Source organism: Candidatus Cloacimonadota bacterium (assembly GCA_034661015.1).
In the GTDB taxonomy this organism is placed as follows: Bacteria; Cloacimonadota; Cloacimonadia; order JGIOTU-2; family JGIOTU-2; genus JAYEKN01.
In genome coordinates, this window is record JAYEKN010000294.1 from 13,394 (window position 1) to 29,027 (window position 15,634).

Annotated in this window: 12 protein-coding genes and 2 pseudogenes; 8 read left to right on the top strand and 6 right to left on the bottom strand. The window is 35.8% G+C overall.

The window, feature by feature from the left end:
- The 8 genes from U9P79_10235 to U9P79_10270 form a co-directional block, all read left to right on the top strand.
- Positions 1–202: hypothetical protein (locus U9P79_10235; GenBank protein MEA2104998.1), on the top strand; the 202-nt coding region annotated here is incomplete at its 5' end.
- A gap of 35 nt (positions 203–237) precedes the next feature.
- Positions 238–651 carry an endonuclease domain-containing protein gene (locus tag U9P79_10240; GenBank protein MEA2104999.1) on the top strand — a complete coding sequence of 138 codons (414 nt, stop codon included), beginning with the start codon at positions 238–240 and terminating at the stop codon, positions 649–651.
- Between the two features lie 202 nt (positions 652–853).
- Positions 854–1,471 carry an L-threonylcarbamoyladenylate synthase gene (locus U9P79_10245; GenBank protein ID MEA2105000.1) on the top strand — a complete coding sequence of 206 codons (618 nt, stop codon included), beginning with the start codon at positions 854–856 and terminating at the stop codon, positions 1,469–1,471.
- 170 nt (positions 1,472–1,641) lie between these two features.
- On the top strand, positions 1,642–2,103 hold the full coding sequence (gene nuoE, locus U9P79_10250) for an NADH-quinone oxidoreductase subunit NuoE (GenBank protein ID MEA2105001.1): 462 nt from the start codon (positions 1,642–1,644) through the stop codon (positions 2,101–2,103).
- Positions 2,104–2,145: 42 nt separating this feature from the next.
- On the top strand, positions 2,146–3,921 hold the full coding sequence (gene nuoF / locus U9P79_10255) for an NADH-quinone oxidoreductase subunit NuoF (protein MEA2105002.1): 1,776 nt from the start codon (positions 2,146–2,148) through the stop codon (positions 3,919–3,921).
- A 12-nt stretch (positions 3,922–3,933) separates the two neighbouring features.
- Complete coding sequence (locus U9P79_10260; protein ID MEA2105003.1) at positions 3,934–7,449, top strand: FAD-dependent oxidoreductase; 3,516 nt, start codon at positions 3,934–3,936, stop codon at positions 7,447–7,449.
- A 1,003-nt stretch (positions 7,450–8,452) separates the two neighbouring features.
- Entirely contained in the window at positions 8,453–9,298 is an 846-nt protein-coding gene (locus U9P79_10265; protein ID MEA2105004.1) for a transketolase, read from the top strand.
- Positions 9,291–10,229 (top strand): transketolase C-terminal domain-containing protein, encoded by a 939-nt coding sequence (locus U9P79_10270; GenBank protein ID MEA2105005.1) that lies wholly within the window; start codon positions 9,291–9,293, stop codon positions 10,227–10,229. The genes U9P79_10265 and U9P79_10270 overlap by 8 nt, the downstream gene beginning before the upstream one ends.
- Positions 10,230–10,611: 382 nt before the next feature.
- On the opposite strand, the gene U9P79_10275 is transcribed toward U9P79_10270, so the two are convergent.
- The 6 genes and pseudogenes from U9P79_10275 to U9P79_10300 form a co-directional block, all read right to left on the bottom strand.
- Entirely contained in the window at positions 10,612–10,779 is a 168-nt protein-coding gene (locus U9P79_10275) for a hypothetical protein (GenBank protein ID MEA2105006.1), read from the bottom strand.
- 7 nt (positions 10,780–10,786) lie between these two features.
- Complete coding sequence (locus U9P79_10280) at positions 10,787–11,497, bottom strand: hypothetical protein (protein ID MEA2105007.1); 711 nt, start codon at positions 11,495–11,497, stop codon at positions 10,787–10,789.
- Between the two features lie 12 nt (positions 11,498–11,509).
- Positions 11,510–12,001: an SUMF1/EgtB/PvdO family nonheme iron enzyme gene (locus U9P79_10285; protein ID MEA2105008.1), complete on the bottom strand. Its 492-nt coding sequence runs from the start codon at positions 11,999–12,001 to the stop codon at positions 11,510–11,512.
- Between the two features lie 21 nt (positions 12,002–12,022).
- Positions 12,023–12,286, bottom strand: a pseudogene (locus tag U9P79_10290) (restriction endonuclease subunit S).
- Positions 12,287–12,605: 319 nt separating this feature from the next.
- Positions 12,606–13,676 (bottom strand): Fic family protein, encoded by a 1,071-nt coding sequence (locus U9P79_10295; GenBank protein ID MEA2105009.1) that lies wholly within the window; start codon positions 13,674–13,676, stop codon positions 12,606–12,608.
- An 8-nt stretch (positions 13,677–13,684) separates the two neighbouring features.
- Positions 13,685–15,454: pseudogene (locus tag U9P79_10300) on the bottom strand (DEAD/DEAH box helicase family protein).
- Between the last annotated feature and the right edge of the window lie 180 nt (positions 15,455–15,634).

Here is a 15,634-nt window from a genome sequence, read left to right on the forward strand (position 1 = left end):
AATGAAAAAAATCTATTTTAGCAAAATCAATAATTTAGCAAAAATCGCAGAAGCTTCTGAAATCTTAGAAAATGATGGAATATTGATGGACACTTTCAGCAATAAAAATTACATACATGGTAAACTCACCCCCAAACCCCCTCTCTTGAAAAAAGAGGGGGCTGTTCCCCTTCTCTTTGAAGAGAAGGGGCTAGGGGGTTGAGTTGTCTCTTATCTCATTGAAAGGATGAAATATTGATGGACAAAAAGATAATAGAACTTGCAAGAAAATTTCGTAAGAAAAGCACAAAGGCAGAAAATATTTTCTGGCAAGCAGTAAGGAATCGAAAGATAATGGGAAAAAAATTTAATCGCCAGTATCCGTTAGAATTCATTTACTTAAATATGAAAAGGCATTTTATCGCGGATTTTTATTGTCATTCTTCTAAATTAATAGTTGAAATAGATGGCGGGATTCACGAAAAGCAAAAAGAATATGACCGACATCGAACCGAAATTATTAATCAATTGGGAATTAAAATTATTAGATTTAACAATGAAAAAGTCGAAAATGAATTAGATGCTGTATTAGAAGAATTGAAGGAACAATTAACAACTCACCCCCAAACCCCCTCTCTTGAAAAAAGAGGGAGCTGTTCACCTTCTCTTTGAAGAGAGGGGGTTAGGGGTTGAGTTGTCTCTTATCTCATTGAAAGGATGAAATATTTATGGAAACTTTCAGCAATAAAAATTACATACATGGTAAACTCACCCCCAACCCCGAAATTTGTAATTCGCTCTCTTGAAAAAAGAGGGAGCTGTTCCCCTTCTCTTTGAAGAGAAGGGGCTAGGGGTTGAGTTGTTTGGAGCATAAATGAAAAAAATCTATTTTAGCAAAATCAATAATTTAGCAAAAATCGCAGAAGCTTCTGAAATCTTAGAAAATGATGGAATATTGATTCATCCTACCGAAAATTTATATGGGTTTGGCGCATCTATTTTTTCCAATACTGCTATTCAGAAAATTTCTGAAATGAAAAATCGTGAAAATCAAATGGGATTCATCATTTTAATTGGCTCCAAAAATCAACTAAATCTGCTTGTTGATGAAATTGGAGAATTGGAAAAAAAAGCCATGTTAAATTATTGGCCTGGTCCACTCACGATTATACTAAAAGCAAAAAAAAAATTTTGGACAAGTCCGTTTTGCAAAAACAAAACCGTTGCAGTTCGACTGGTTGGAAATCCGATCACAAGAGAAATTATCACAAAATTCGGAAAAGCGATCATTAGCACGAGCGTTAATGTATCAGGTGAGAAAGTTTTATTATCTACCGATAACATCGCCAATAGATTCGGTAAATTTGTAGATGGATTTGTGATTGATAATGTTCATAAATTTTTTAATCAGCCTTCAACAATTATTAAATTTGAAAATAATCATTTGATAATTTTACGGGAAGGCGCTAAGAAAATCTGTTTAAATTGTTAATAAAAAAAAAGATATATCAGCTTTTAGGTTTACTTCATTCGTTTTATTTGCTCCCAAACTTCACTTATATATCTCGAAAAATCGTAAAGAATAAAATTTTGATAAACTTGACTCTACCCAAGCATGTCGTAAACAGCAGTTCAAAAATAAATTAAGATAGGGTTATAAATATGAATGTTAGTGAGATAGATATAATCGATTTGACAATTAGAGAATTTGAGGGTAAAAAAGGCGTTCTTATTCCCTTATTACAAAAGGTTCAAGAAAAGTTGGGTTTTCTTTCCAATAAAACAATTCGGGAAATTTCAAAACAAACTTCTATTCCGGTTTCCGTAATCTATGGAGTAGTAACTTTTTACACGCAATTCCGCACAAAACCAATAGGAAAAAACCTTATACGAGTTTGCCACGGAACAGCCTGCCATGTTGCAAATGCTCCAAAAATTTCTGAAGCCATTTATACCGAACTTGGGATTGAGCCAAATGGAACTACCGAGGACTTAAAATTCACAGTAGAAGAAGTTGCATGTTTGGGATGCTGCAGTTTGGCACCGGCAATGATGATCAATGAAAAAACTTATGGCAGACTAACCCCTGCTAAAACAAGAAAAATTTTAGATACTTATCGTTAAACTATTTATTACATTCATATCCACGTAATTTAAGGAGTAATTTTGAAAAATAAAAATATAATAATAAAAGTTGGACTTGCCAGCTGCGGTATTGCAGCCGGTGGATTGGAAGTTTACGAAAAAATAGAAAATTTCCTGCAAAAAAATGGCATTGATGCAGAACTCAAGAAAACAGGATGTATCGGGATGTGTTATGTTGAGGTTCTGGTGGAAATTGAGGATGAATTCGGTAAAACCATGTACGGGAATGTGGATGATGCAAATATTGACGAAATACTTCAATCGCATCTTGTTAGCAAATCTCCCAAAAAAGATAAAATCGTTTTCTCGGATAATTTTGGCGGTTCGGAAACAGAAATACTCGGACTGCAAACAAGAATTGTCCTTGAAAATTGTGGCGATATTGACCCGGAATCTATCGAAGAATATCAAGAAAAAGATGGTTATCAAGCCATCGAAAAAGTGATAAAAGAAATGTCTCCGGAAGAAGTAATTCAGGAGATGAAAGATTCGGGACTTAGAGGAAGAGGTGGTGCCGGATTCCCTACCGGATTAAAATGGCAATTTGCTCACAATGCCGAATCGGATAAAAAATTTCTCGTTTGTAATGCTGACGAAGGTGATCCCGGTGCATTTATGGACAGAAGTGTGTTGGAAGGGGATCCGCACAGAATGCTCGAAGGAATGATCATTGCCGCTTATGCAATCGGTGCGGATGAAGGATACATTTACTGCAGAGCAGAATATCCTTTGGCTTTGAAACGCCTCCGAATTGCCATAAAAGATGCAGAAGGAAAGGGATTCCTCGGTAACAATATTTTTGATTCGGATTTCAATTTCAAAATAAATATTTATGAAGGTGCCGGAGCATTCGTTTGCGGAGAAGAAACTGCACTGCTCTCTTCTATCGAAGGAAAACGCGGTATGCCGAATCTTCGTCCTCCATATCCGGCAAGTTCGGGCTTATGGGGTTACCCGACAAATATCAATAACGTAGAAACACTTGCCAATGTTCCTTGGATCATTCGAAAAGGAGCAGAAGAATTTGCAAAATTCGGAACGGAAAAAAGTAAGGGAACCAAAGTTTTTGCACTTACCGGAAAGATAAAACGCGGTGGACTGGTTGAAATTCCTATGGGAATGAGTCTCCGAGAAGTTATTTTCAAAGTTGGGGGTGGAATCTTGGATGATAAAAAATTCAAAGCCGTTCAGCTCGGTGGACCATCCGGCGGTTGTATACCTGATAGTTTGCTGGATACACCGGTTGATTATGATTCTGTAACTGCCACCGGTGCAATTATGGGTTCAGGTGGAATGGTTGTCATGGACGAAACAACTTGCATGGTGGATATGGCGAGATTTTTCCTAAACTTTACTCAGGATGAATCTTGCGGAAAATGTACTTTTTGCAGAATCGGGACAAAGCGTATGCTGGAAATACTCCAAAGAATCACAGAGGGAAAAGGTAAAGAAACCGATATTAAATTACTCGAAGAATTATCGGTAAAAATTAAAGCAGCTTCTCTTTGCGGTCTTGGACAAACAGCACCGAATCCGGTTCTAACAACTATCAAATATTTCCGAAATGAATATGAAGATCATATAAACAACAAACATTGCACTGCTGGTTCTTGCAAAGCATTGATAACTTATAAAATAAAAGATAATTGTATCGGATGTGAAATGTGCAAACGAGTTTGCCCGGTAGATGCTATCTCCGGTGAGAAAAAAGGAATTCACACAATAGATCAAGAAAAATGCACCAAATGCGGAGCATGTTATGATACATGCAAATTTGATGCAATTGAAATAATTTAAAAGCAGGCTAATATGAATGATATAATTAAAATAAAATTAAATGGAAAAGAAGTTTCAGGAAAAAGTGGTCAAACGATTTTGGATATTGCGAAAGAACATAATATTGAAATCCCCACACTTTGCCACGATGATTATTTAAAACCCTCCGGTTCTTGCTGGGTTTGTGTAGTTTGGGTAAAAGACAAGGGATTCGTTCCATCCTGTGCAACTGAAATAAACGAAGGTATGGAAATCGAAACAGACAGTAAAGACGTGCTTGCAACGAGAAAAATGGCACTCGAACTCTTATTGTCCGACCATTATGCTGACTGCATCGCACCATGTTCTATCGCATGTCCTGCACACATTGATGTTCAGGGCTATATCGCACTGATAAATAATGGAGAATACCACGAAGCAACAAAATTGATAAAAGAGCGATTACCCTTACCACTTTCTGTAGGTAGAATTTGCCCGGCATTCTGTGAAAAAGAATGTCGAAGGCAGCTTGTAGATAAACCAATCGCAATAAGGCAAATAAAACGCTATGCCGCTGATAAAGATCTTGAAGATCCTGCAAATACTTTTATGCCTGAAATAAAACCAAACTCGGGAAAAGAAGTTGTCATCATCGGAGCTGGTCCAGCTGGTTTAACTGCTGCTTATTATCTCACCAAAGAGGGACATAAATGCACAATATTTGAAGCAATGCCAAAAAACGGTGGGATGATGCGATACGGAATTCCCGAATACCGTTTACCCAAAGAAGTTCTTGATAAAGAAATTTCCCTGATTGAAAAAATGGGAGTTGAAATAAAGAACAATCTTGAACTTGGCAAAGATTTCACCCTGCAATTCCTTTACAAAGGCTACGATGCAGTTTTTTTAGGGATGGGCGCCTGGCAAGCAGTTAGTCTGCGAATGGAAGGCGAAGACCTCGAAAATTGCTATCTCGGAATTGATTTCCTTAGAAAAGTTACTGAGGGTGAAATAACAAAATTGAAGGGAACCGTGGCAGTTGTTGGCGGTGGAAACACTGCTATTGATGCAGCGAGAACTTCCCGCCGACTTGGAGCCGAAAAAGTTATGATCGTTTATCGTCGTGCTGAAGAGCAAATGCCAGCCGAAGATATTGAAATAGCAGACGCAAAAGAGGAAGGTGTAGAATTTCATCTCCTGCAAAATCCCACAAAGATTATTGGTAAAGATGGAAAAGTCAACGGATTGCAATGCGTTAAAATGCGACTCGGCGAACCGGACAGCAGCGGAAGAAAAAGACCGATCGCTATTGAAAATTCTGAATTTATAATTAAAATTGATCATCTTATTCCTGCGATAAGCCAAAAACCGGTCGTAAATTATTTGGAAGAAGATTCTTCTATTATTAATTCAAAAAAAATAGTTATCACAAGATGGAATTCGATTGGAGTAAATGAAAAAACAAAGCAAACTAATATCGAAAAAATTTTTTCCGGTGGCGATGTTGTGCGCGGACCTAGCACTGTGGTAGAATCTGTTGCAGACGCATATTACGCAGCATATAGTATGAATCAATTCCTTGCGGGAAAAGAAGTAGCTCCTCTAAAGGAAAAATTCAATAGCAAAAAAGCTGAGAGTGTAAAAGAAATTAATCCTGAAGAATACGCTGAATACGAAAAGGCAGATCGAGTGAAATCTTCCATGCTTAAACCAGCGGATAGAATTGGTAATTTCAAAGAAGTTGAAAAAACATTTACTGAAAGAGAAGTTAGGGAAGAGACAGCACGTTGCATCGAATGCGGCTGTGAAGTAAATCAAACCTGTGCTTTGCGCCAATATGCTACGGATTATGAAGTAATCGTTTCAAAATATATGGGTGAATTAAATAAGCATCCGATTGATGATTCGCACCCATTTATTTTGAGGGATTCCAACAAATGTATAGATTGCGGACGATGTATCCGCACCTGTCTCGATATTCAGGGAGTAGGTGCTCTCGGATTTATCAATCGTGGTTTCGGAACTTTGGTTGCCCCGGAATTTAATGAATCGCTTCTAAATACTTCATGCGAAAGTTGCGGAAAGTGTATTGATGTTTGCCCTGTTGGTGCTCTCACATCTAGAAACACGCAAATGAAAACTGCACCGATTCCCCTTGAAAAAGTTGCTACAACCTGTACTTTATGTGGAGATGGTTGCAGCGTGAATTATTTCACAAATAGTAATAAAATATTTAAAGCCGAAGCTAGAAAAGATGAGCTAACCGGACAGAATATATGCTTCAACGCTCATTTTGGCTTTGAAGTTCTTCAATCTGCCGAGCGACTTACTGAACCGATGATTCGTGTTGACAATGAATTGGTAGAGGTTTCGTGGGAAAAGGCTTATGATTTTATTCAAGATAATTCAAACAAAATAGGAATCGGCTCCGCCCTCTTCTCAAACGGAAATTTCACGAATGAAGAGTTATATCTGATTGATCAAGTCGCGAAAAAATTTGATATTTCTCGTAAATATTCATGGAGTTTGAACGATTCGGCAGTTGCTGATAAAATAGGAATTAATTATTCTCCAAACCCCATAACTGATTTGCAGAAAACGGATCTCATTGTGCTCATCGGTGATATTTCACCCGCTCTCGGAATAAAAATTATTAAAGCAGTAAAAGATGGAAAAAAATTGCTTGTTATTAATTCCAAAGAAAATAAATTTACCAAAATTGCAGACCACTTTATTAAAACAGACAATTATATTGAAATTCTTAATGATTTTGCCAAAATCTTTGTTGAATATCGTCATCACAATGTGGAATATATTGTAAGCTCTGTTGAAAATTTTGTTGAATACAACCACGGTCTGCAAAAGGTACAGCATTCCAGAGAATTTGAAAAATATGTAAAACTAATTTCAGACTACAAAGTATTATTCACCTACTCAGAAAGTTATCTTGATTATAACACGCAAAACGCTGTTATCAACCTTAGTACTCTCAAAGGAAATATTGGTGAAGTGGGCACAGGAATAATTACTTCTTCGGAAATTTCCAACAAATCAACTCTTCTGTCCTATGGTTTTGAATCTCCCAAACAGATTACCTCAATTAAATCTGCTATAATGCTTGGCGAAGACCCCTTATATAAAAACGAGATGCAAAGGTATGAATGGCTAAATAATCTGGAATTCCTCGTGGTTGCAGATTGTTTCCTTACCGAGACAGCCAAAATGGCTGATGTGATTCTTCCGCTTGCGACATTTATAGAAACAAACGGTTCGATTTTTTCGAATAATATTATTCGAAAAGTGAACAAGGTTATTGAGCCGATTTGTTCAAAAGATAATATTGAAATCCTCTCCCCTTTAATCGGTAAATCAGTCTCTCTAAACGATATTGAAAAAGAAATTGAAAACATTCCAGCCGACCAAAATGAACAATTCAGGCTGAAAATCCAAGAAGGGAAATCCCAAAAAATATCAATGGAATTCAACAAAGAACCTTCATTTCATCAAGCAAAGGTCGGAATGAATTCCGTGCGAGAAAGAATTAATAAGTTTAAGAAAATCTTGAGTTAATTCGCCGGCTGGCGGATTGACTCAAGAGTTACGAGGGGGTAAACCCCCACGCTGAATCGAAAAAAGAATGCTGAAGCATTCTCAAAAAAGTAAAAGGTAAAAAATATTTTTGGGGCGAGTCCAGATTTTGAGAAACTCGAGTCGGACGAACTTTTTTTTCGTTCGACTTGGGTTTCTCGACACGCAAAAAAATCCCAACTTGAACGCCCATCTTTGCGAAAGTTTCAATTTCCGAATAAATTTCTGAATGAAAATTCGGACGTTTGATAATTATTATTGCGCTATGGCATACTGTAACTTTCGCAAAGATAAAAAATCCCGACTCGAACGCAAAAGACGGCGTCCGAGTCGAGATTTTTTTTTCTTCAGGGATGCAACATAAATTTAAACCTATTTTTTCTTACTTCAGAGATGCGAAATCAATTCGAACCCCCATATTTACGAAAGTGAAAACTTTAGGAATGAAAAAATTTCCCAAAGTTTTTTTAACTTTCGTAAATATGGGTTCAATTAGCGAACATATAATAATGCGTTTCTCATCGCATCAATATCATTTTCCGGGTGCTGGAATATTTTCCTGCATCCAAACGATAAAAATAAACACCGTTTGATAAGGGACGATTATACCCATCCTTACCATTCCATTGAATAACATGATTGCCAAAATCTTGGTAAGCGGACAAAATTGTTCTCACTTTCTGTCCTTTTATATTGAATATCGAAATGGTAACATCTTCATCCTGTTTTAGATTATAGCGAATATTTGTCTCAGCAGAAAATGGATTCGAGAAAGAGACGAGAAGCGAAGTCTGGTAAATGGAATTTCCTATTATACGTTTATATTTTTTTGAAAGTTACTTAGAAAAAAATGTGTATTTCTCTGTCAAAAATTGGCTTTTTTAAAAAAAGAGTGCCCGATACTAAAGTATTTTATTTCTTCAATAAATTTGACAAAAATTCTCTATGATAACGTTTAGGTGAAAACTGATAATCAGGAGTTCGAATGACAAATAATAAAATTATTGCTGAATTGAAGAAAAAAGCACAACAGGTTAGAATTGCTATAATAAAGATGTTGGGAGAAGCCGGTTCCGGGCATCCGGGTGGTTCTCTATCCGCAACGGATATTTGCACGGCTCTCTTTTTTCATGAAATGAAGCATGATCCGAGCAATCCAAGTTGGGATGAACGTGACAGATTCATACTTTCCAAAGGTCACGCGGCTCCCCTATTGTATGTTCTGTTGGCAAAATCCGGATATTTTGACGAATCACATCTTGCAACCTTACGAAAATATAAATCCATTTTGCAAGGGCATCCTGCTTCTTATTTAACTCCTGGTGTGGAAATTTCTACAGGTTCACTTGGGCAGGGACTTTCCATCGCTGTGGGGATTGCTTTAGCCGGAAAAATGGATAAAAAGGATTTTCAAGTTTTTACCTTACTCGGAGACGGAGAATTGGACGAAGGCCAAATTTGGGAAGCTGCCATGTTTGCTTCTCATAAGAAATTGGACAATCTTTGCGCAATTGTGGATAGAAACTTTTTGCAAATTGATGGAAATACAGAAAAAGTGATGTCTCTTGAACCGTTAAAAGATAAATGGGAATCTTTTGGCTGGAAAGTAGTTGAGATTGATGGGCACGATTTCTCCGAAATTCTTGGGGCTTTTGAAAATTTTAAGAATAACTATAAAAGACCTTTTTTGATTATTGCTAAAACGGTAAAAGGCAAAGGTGTTTCTTTTATGGAAAACAAAGCAGAATGGCATGGGAAACCGATAAAGGGTGAATTGCTGAAAAATGCACTTTCGGAACTCCGAATGAAAGGAAAAAATGAACATGAATGAAAACTTACCGATTCGAGATGGCTATGGAAAAGCACTTATCCAACTCGGGAAAAATAACCCTAATATAATCGTTATGGACGGAGATCTTTCCACTTCCACTCGGACTAACTGGTTTGCGGAAAAATTCCAGGATCGTTTCATAGATGTGGGAATAGCAGAGCAAAATATGATTGCAATTGCAGCCGGATTAAGCCTTGAAGGAAAAATCCCGTTTGCCACAACTTACGGAACTTTCGTGTGTGGGAGAGCTTTTGACCAAATACGAAATACAGTTTGCTATTCCAAACTCAATGTAAAAATCGTTGGCTCTCACGGTGGGATTTCGGTTGGGGCTGACGGCGGATCACATCAAGCACTCGAAGATATCGCCCTTATGAGAATTCTTCCCAACATGACAGTTGTGGTGCCATGTGATCATATCCAAGCATATAAAGCGACGATGCAATTGGCAAAATTAAAAGGTCCTGCTTATCTCCGGCTTGCCCGCGAAGCAACAGCTACCATCACAAAAAGGGAAGATGATTTCATTATCGGAAAAGCAGATATTTTGGTGGAAGGAAAAGATTGTGCGATATTTTTTGCGGGAACTATTGGAGCAGAGGTGATAAAAGCCGCCAAGATTCTTCGGGCAAAAAAAATAGAATCAACAGTTATAAATATGCACACGATCAAACCGATTGATAAAGAAATTATCATTAAATATGCAAAGAAATTTGGGAAAATGATAATTGTGGAGGAGCATCTAAAAGCCGGCGGATTGGGTTCTGCAATCTCTGAAGTTCTCGCAGAAAAGTATCCGGCAAAAGTAAAAAATATCGCTATTGACGACCGATTCGGAGAATCAGGACAGCCGGATGTGTTATTGGATGCTTTTGGACTTTCGGGTGAAAGAATTTGCGAACAGGTAGAAAGATTTTTGTTGGAGGAGTAAGGTTTGGTAATTGAATTGCTGGATTGCTGAACAACGACCATTGCGAAGGTTTGAAAAACAACCATCCGCAAGGTGCTTGAAAACAATATTTTTCGAGTTCTCTCTTGTATCTATTTCGAGTCTGACCGTAAAGTGCAGATTGGACGCAGATAATCGCTGAAAAAAATGATTTACGCAGATAAAAAATTTAATTACAAAAAGAGTAGTATCAGCGCCTGCCCTGTTGAATGCTTTGTGTTTTAATATTCAACAGGGGTTTCTGCCGAATCAGTGCTTGCCCTGTGGAATGTTTTTGTGTTTATATTCCACTTGTGGTTCATCTGCGTCGAATCATCCACCAGCTGGTGGATTCATTGCTTAAATAGTAGTTTACGGATGGACACTATTTCGTCTTCTTCATTATTGCCCGAAATAACAAAGAAATACCTTGAACAAAAAACACTCCTGCAACACCAAAATAAAGTAGTTCAGGATGAAATATGATTAACAACCCAACTGCAAGATAAACGAATCCGGTAAATATTAAACTAACTTTTTCATAGTTTTTCATAAATTTGTCACTCTCCCATATTTTCATTCTTGAAAGCACGCACAAAACAGGTGGCTGCATGCAAAACAAATGTTACACTTACCCAATATCTGACGAATTCCCTATATTTGAAAATGAAAACTGAAAGGAGAATATAGAGAATACCGGAAAATACCAGAACGGTATTATCTGTTTTTCCTGTTGTCTTGCTGATTTTATTTATTGTATTAACCACAAGATTATTTCTGAAAAATTTATTCCAAACGAGGGTACGGGATTTTACATTTATTAAATCGATTTTAACACTTTCCCAAAAATTGCTGAAGAAAACAATACTCAAAAATACCCCTAGCATAAGCATGCAAATTACATAGGAAAGGGAACTGTAATAATTTCCCCAAGTTAAAAGTAATCCAATTTCATCAAGAATCAATCCCAATCCTGCTCCATACATAACCGCTAAATTTTTGTTGGTTAAGTGTTTGGAACCCACAATCGCTATCCAACCGGCAACACAAACAAGAAAAATTCCGATATAAAAATGGTGGATATGATATCCAAACAGGATTATATTTTTTCCCAGATAAAATTTGACTCCCGGTGGTAAACCTTCTTGAGTAGCAACGGCAAACTGCGAGCGAGCAGATCCAGCCACAAACACTAAAAACCGGATAGTGATGAGCGCTACAAGATACGAAACAGTTATAATAAAAGGTAAATCTTTTTCTCGTTTGATCATATTAAGCCTTAGTTAGTGCTTATCTGTAAATTCCGAAACCATTGCTGAGGTTGGAAACCTCCGCAATGGTTGAAAATGTAAACGGCCACCGTTGACAATATCCACACACACCGGCGAGTAAAGACTATCACTTTCAAATGTTTCCAATGCGTAATAAATTTGAATATTATCTTTTTTGGGCAGTTCTGCTTTCATCCATTTGCAAAAAGCTGCAGATTCAAACCAACTTAATTTGACAACCTGTCCAAAAATAAATGAAGAATTAGAATTTTTCCAGGGCTCTTTCAAAGACATGTCCCAATCCCGTGGGAAATTCATATAATATTTTCCTTGAAAAAGCCAACCGACTGTTGTGTTTTTCATAATTCCCTTTTTAATGATCCAGTATTCTTCAATCTCATAACCGTCATTATTTATAAAGGCAAAAAATTGCTCGTTAGAAATTTCAAATTTTGAAATATAAAACCCATTGCTTTCTATCATCTCTACTACGTTTTCATCCACAATCGCAGGATGTTTTCCCGCAGATATTTTTTCCGCATAAAGATTCAGCACATCGTAACCGCCCATTCCGGGAGCCATCAAATTGTTCCAACTATATCTTTCAAACTCACCTGAAAAGAAAGTTCTGCTTCCGCCGAGTTCTTCTGCGACTGCATCCATATCGTTCATAAATTTATAGATCAAAGCGATTGTGATCTGTTCAACCTGTGATTTCGGATCGGGAACTTTTCCAACGAGGATATTTCGAGCTGTGTCTATTCTTCTTTTTGTTTCGTTATCGAGCATTTATTTCTCCATTGTTTTAAATTTATATTATATCAAGATCAGTAAAAAAAATCAATTTATTTACACCCTTTCCTATAACGAGTGTAATATTTACATTTTTTTACACCTTTTTATTATGATGAGTTTGGAATTTTATTAATTGGTAAAAAAAACAGCTTTATTTTTACCTGATAGTTTTCTCAAGTAAAGAAAATCACCTTATTTTTACCTGACAGCTTTCTCAAGCAAAAAAAACGGAAAAAATTTACTATGAGGAAATTATCGAAAGCAATATATTCAATATTTTTCTTATGACGGAAGTCTTGTGGGAATATTTTCACTATTTTTCCCCTTGATTTAGGAATAGATTATACAAATCATTATTAATGTAATAATTTGTTTTCCACATCTTTTTCTTTTTCAATAATCCAATATCCTCAATTGCTTTCAAATATTTAATCGCAGTTGGTTTAGTTATGTTTAAATCGCTCATTACAAACTCGATTTTTGTATATGGATGTTTAAAAAGATTTTCCAAAAGCTCTTTAGAATAAATTTTTGGTTGCTTTTTTTTTATTAACTGCTCATATTCCAGCATAAGATCATTTATTTGCTTAATAGTTTTAACCCCTTGTTTTGCTGTTGTTTCTACTGCATCAAGATTATACATAATCCATTCTTCCCAATTGTTATCGGTTCTTACTTCCTGCAATAATCTGTAATAATCGGATTTATTGTTTATAATGAATCTGCTAAAATATAAAACAGGCAAGTTTAGAAGTTGATTCAAAACGAGATAAAGAATATTTATTATTCTGCCGGTTCTGCCGTTGCCATCATAAAAGGGATGAATGCTTTCAAATTGGAAATGAATCACTGCCATTTTTACAATCGGATCAATATCATCAATACTATTTATATAAGTTTCAAGATTGTTTAGTAATTTATTGATGACAAGCGGATTTTGTGGTGGAGTATAAATCACTTTTCCTGTTTTAGTATTCTTTAGTTGTGTTCCGGGTAATTTCCTGAAACCGGCATTATTTCTTTCAATCTTTTCTTGAATTTTCAGGATATGCGTTAAAGTCATCATTTCAGATTTGCTTACAAGATCGAACCCGATTTTAAGTGCTTCGCGATAATTTTGAACTTCTTTTGCAGCAGAGTTTTTTATATATTGGATGTGAAGATCTTCTTTATACAAATCATCGTGAGTTGTAATAATATTTTCTATTTCAGAACTATCCTTCGCTTCTTGTAATGCCAAAGTATTTAATAAAATTTCTTCATTGGGAACTGTTTTCACCGCACCTTTAAATTCAGCAAGAAACCTGTGAACAGAAGTAAGTTTCTTTAGAATTTGTTTAGTTTCCAAATCAACTTTGGGTTGTAATAAATCTAAAGTTTCCATTTTTTCTCCTAACTCATAAATTGATTTAAAGGCACATAATCTTTAATATATTCAGGTATTGTGCTTCGCCATTTATTGGGAACAGCTTTGTAATTCTGCATATTGAAAGATGGATTTGTGTGAAGTTCGATTAACCGTTCTCTTTTGTTTTCGATAATATCTCTGAATTGATTATTTGAGATATAAGCTTTGAAATAATATTTTATTGCCGGAATATCAGCAGGATCAGTTGGCTTGAAAATATTTACAAATTTAATAAATTCTTCTTCCAGAATATCATCTTTCATTTTGAATTTTGGGATCAATCCGAATATTTTCTCAATGATTTCTCGAAGTGATAATCTTCTGTCAACACCTGCCGCTTTACGCAATTTTGACAATGAGAAAAACTCATCCGGTTTATTTAGAATTTCCTCATTAATATATTCAGTAACTTCTTCCCACTTTTCATCATTAACCTTTTCTTTTACAAATTCATCTTCTCTAATTTTTTCTTCAAATTTCTGAAAGAACATTCTATCAACCTTCATTCCCTGCAATCCGATTACTTCTTCATCCATAGAAATTAATATATCGGGATTGAAGTTTTCAAAAATTTCTTCACGCTTTGTCGGTGGGCTATCTCCGGTTAAAGTTCCATCTGTGTTATAAGACGATTCAGTTTGTAATGTGAGAACTTCATCATAATTGAATTCTTCTTCAAAATATTCGCAATTTGCAAAGAAATCAAAAAGCTTGTATTTTATTTTATCCGTTTCTTTTACAATCTCTTTTATATCTTCATCAAAAAGTTCCAGTAGGAAATTGTGCTTTCTTGTTCCTCTTCCTTTCATTTGTATAAAATCTGTGGGAGAAAAGATCGGTCGCATCAAACAAAGATTTAAAAGATCCGGGCAGTCATAACCTGTTGTCATCATTCCCACAGTTATGCAAACTCTCGTTTTACCAGTTTTGTAAGAATCAATAATATTGGCTGAACCGTTTAAATTGTTATTTGTAAAATTTATAGAAAATTGTTTTGCATCTGTAATTCGGGAAGTAACTTGAATTGCAAAATCTGAATTGTATTTATTCGGAAACATTTTATCTGCCATTTCATTTAAGATTTGCGTAATTTTGGCTGCGTGATTCTGGCTGACGCAGAACACAATTGATTTTCCTATTTCTCCACTTACCGGATCGCGAAGAGCATTCTCAAGAAATGTTTTACATAAAACTTTGTTAGTTCTTTCGGAAAAGAATTTTTTCTCAAAATGCCTTTGATAAAATACTTGTTCCTCTTCTTCATTATTTTCATCAAATTTCAAAACGGAATAACCTTTCTCAGATAATAATTGCGTTGTTATATCTGTTCGTGCATCCACAACAATAGGGTTTATCAAAAAATCATCTTTCACGCCATCAAGTAATGAATAGCGGAAAGTCGGCTCTCTGCTTTCGCATCCGAAAGTTTTGTAAGTATCTCTTAATAACCGTCTTTCGTATTCGCGAGGATCATTCGTTGTCGGATTTTTCTTATCGAAATTTTTCAGGTAATCCTTTGGAGTTGCCGTAAGACCAAGTTTGTATCCGGGAAAATACTCAAAAACAGCACGAGCATTTCCGTTTATTGAGCGATGTGCTTCATCTGAAATCACCAGATCAAAATCGGTCGGAGAAAAGAGTTTTGTGTATTTATTATTATGAAGTAAAGACTGAACGGTTGTTACCACAATTTCTGCTTTCCGCCAATCTTGTCTGTTCTCTTTATAAATCACAGTTTGAAAATCATTTTTAAGAAGCAGATCAAACGCCTTTTTTACATATCTTCACAAATCAGGATTTTGTTAAGAAAATTTACAATGAGTGATCCCCGCCACGCTTTATACTTGATTGCTAAGGTTGGAATAGGCAGGTTTGGAGAGATAAATTCTATGAATCAATTTTGGAATACTTTTACAAAAGGACAATCTATCGGC

Coding starts and splice junctions, on each gene's coding strand:
- U9P79_10240 (MEA2104999.1), top strand. CDS start 238: ATGGACAAAAAGATAATAGAACTTGCAAGAAAATTTCGTAAGAAAAGC.
- U9P79_10245 (MEA2105000.1), top strand. CDS start 854: ATGAAAAAAATCTATTTTAGCAAAATCAATAATTTAGCAAAAATCGCA.
- nuoE (MEA2105001.1), top strand. CDS start 1,642: ATGAATGTTAGTGAGATAGATATAATCGATTTGACAATTAGAGAATTT.
- U9P79_10260 (MEA2105003.1), top strand. CDS start 3,934: ATGAATGATATAATTAAAATAAAATTAAATGGAAAAGAAGTTTCAGGA.
- U9P79_10265 (MEA2105004.1), top strand. CDS start 8,453: ATGACAAATAATAAAATTATTGCTGAATTGAAGAAAAAAGCACAACAG.
- U9P79_10270 (MEA2105005.1), top strand. CDS start 9,291: ATGAATGAAAACTTACCGATTCGAGATGGCTATGGAAAAGCACTTATC.
- U9P79_10275 (MEA2105006.1), bottom strand. CDS start 10,779: ATGAAAAACTATGAAAAAGTTAGTTTAATATTTACCGGATTCGTTTAT.
- U9P79_10280 (MEA2105007.1), bottom strand. CDS start 11,497: ATGATCAAACGAGAAAAAGATTTACCTTTTATTATAACTGTTTCGTAT.
- U9P79_10295 (MEA2105009.1), bottom strand. CDS start 13,676: ATGGAAACTTTAGATTTATTACAACCCAAAGTTGATTTGGAAACTAAA.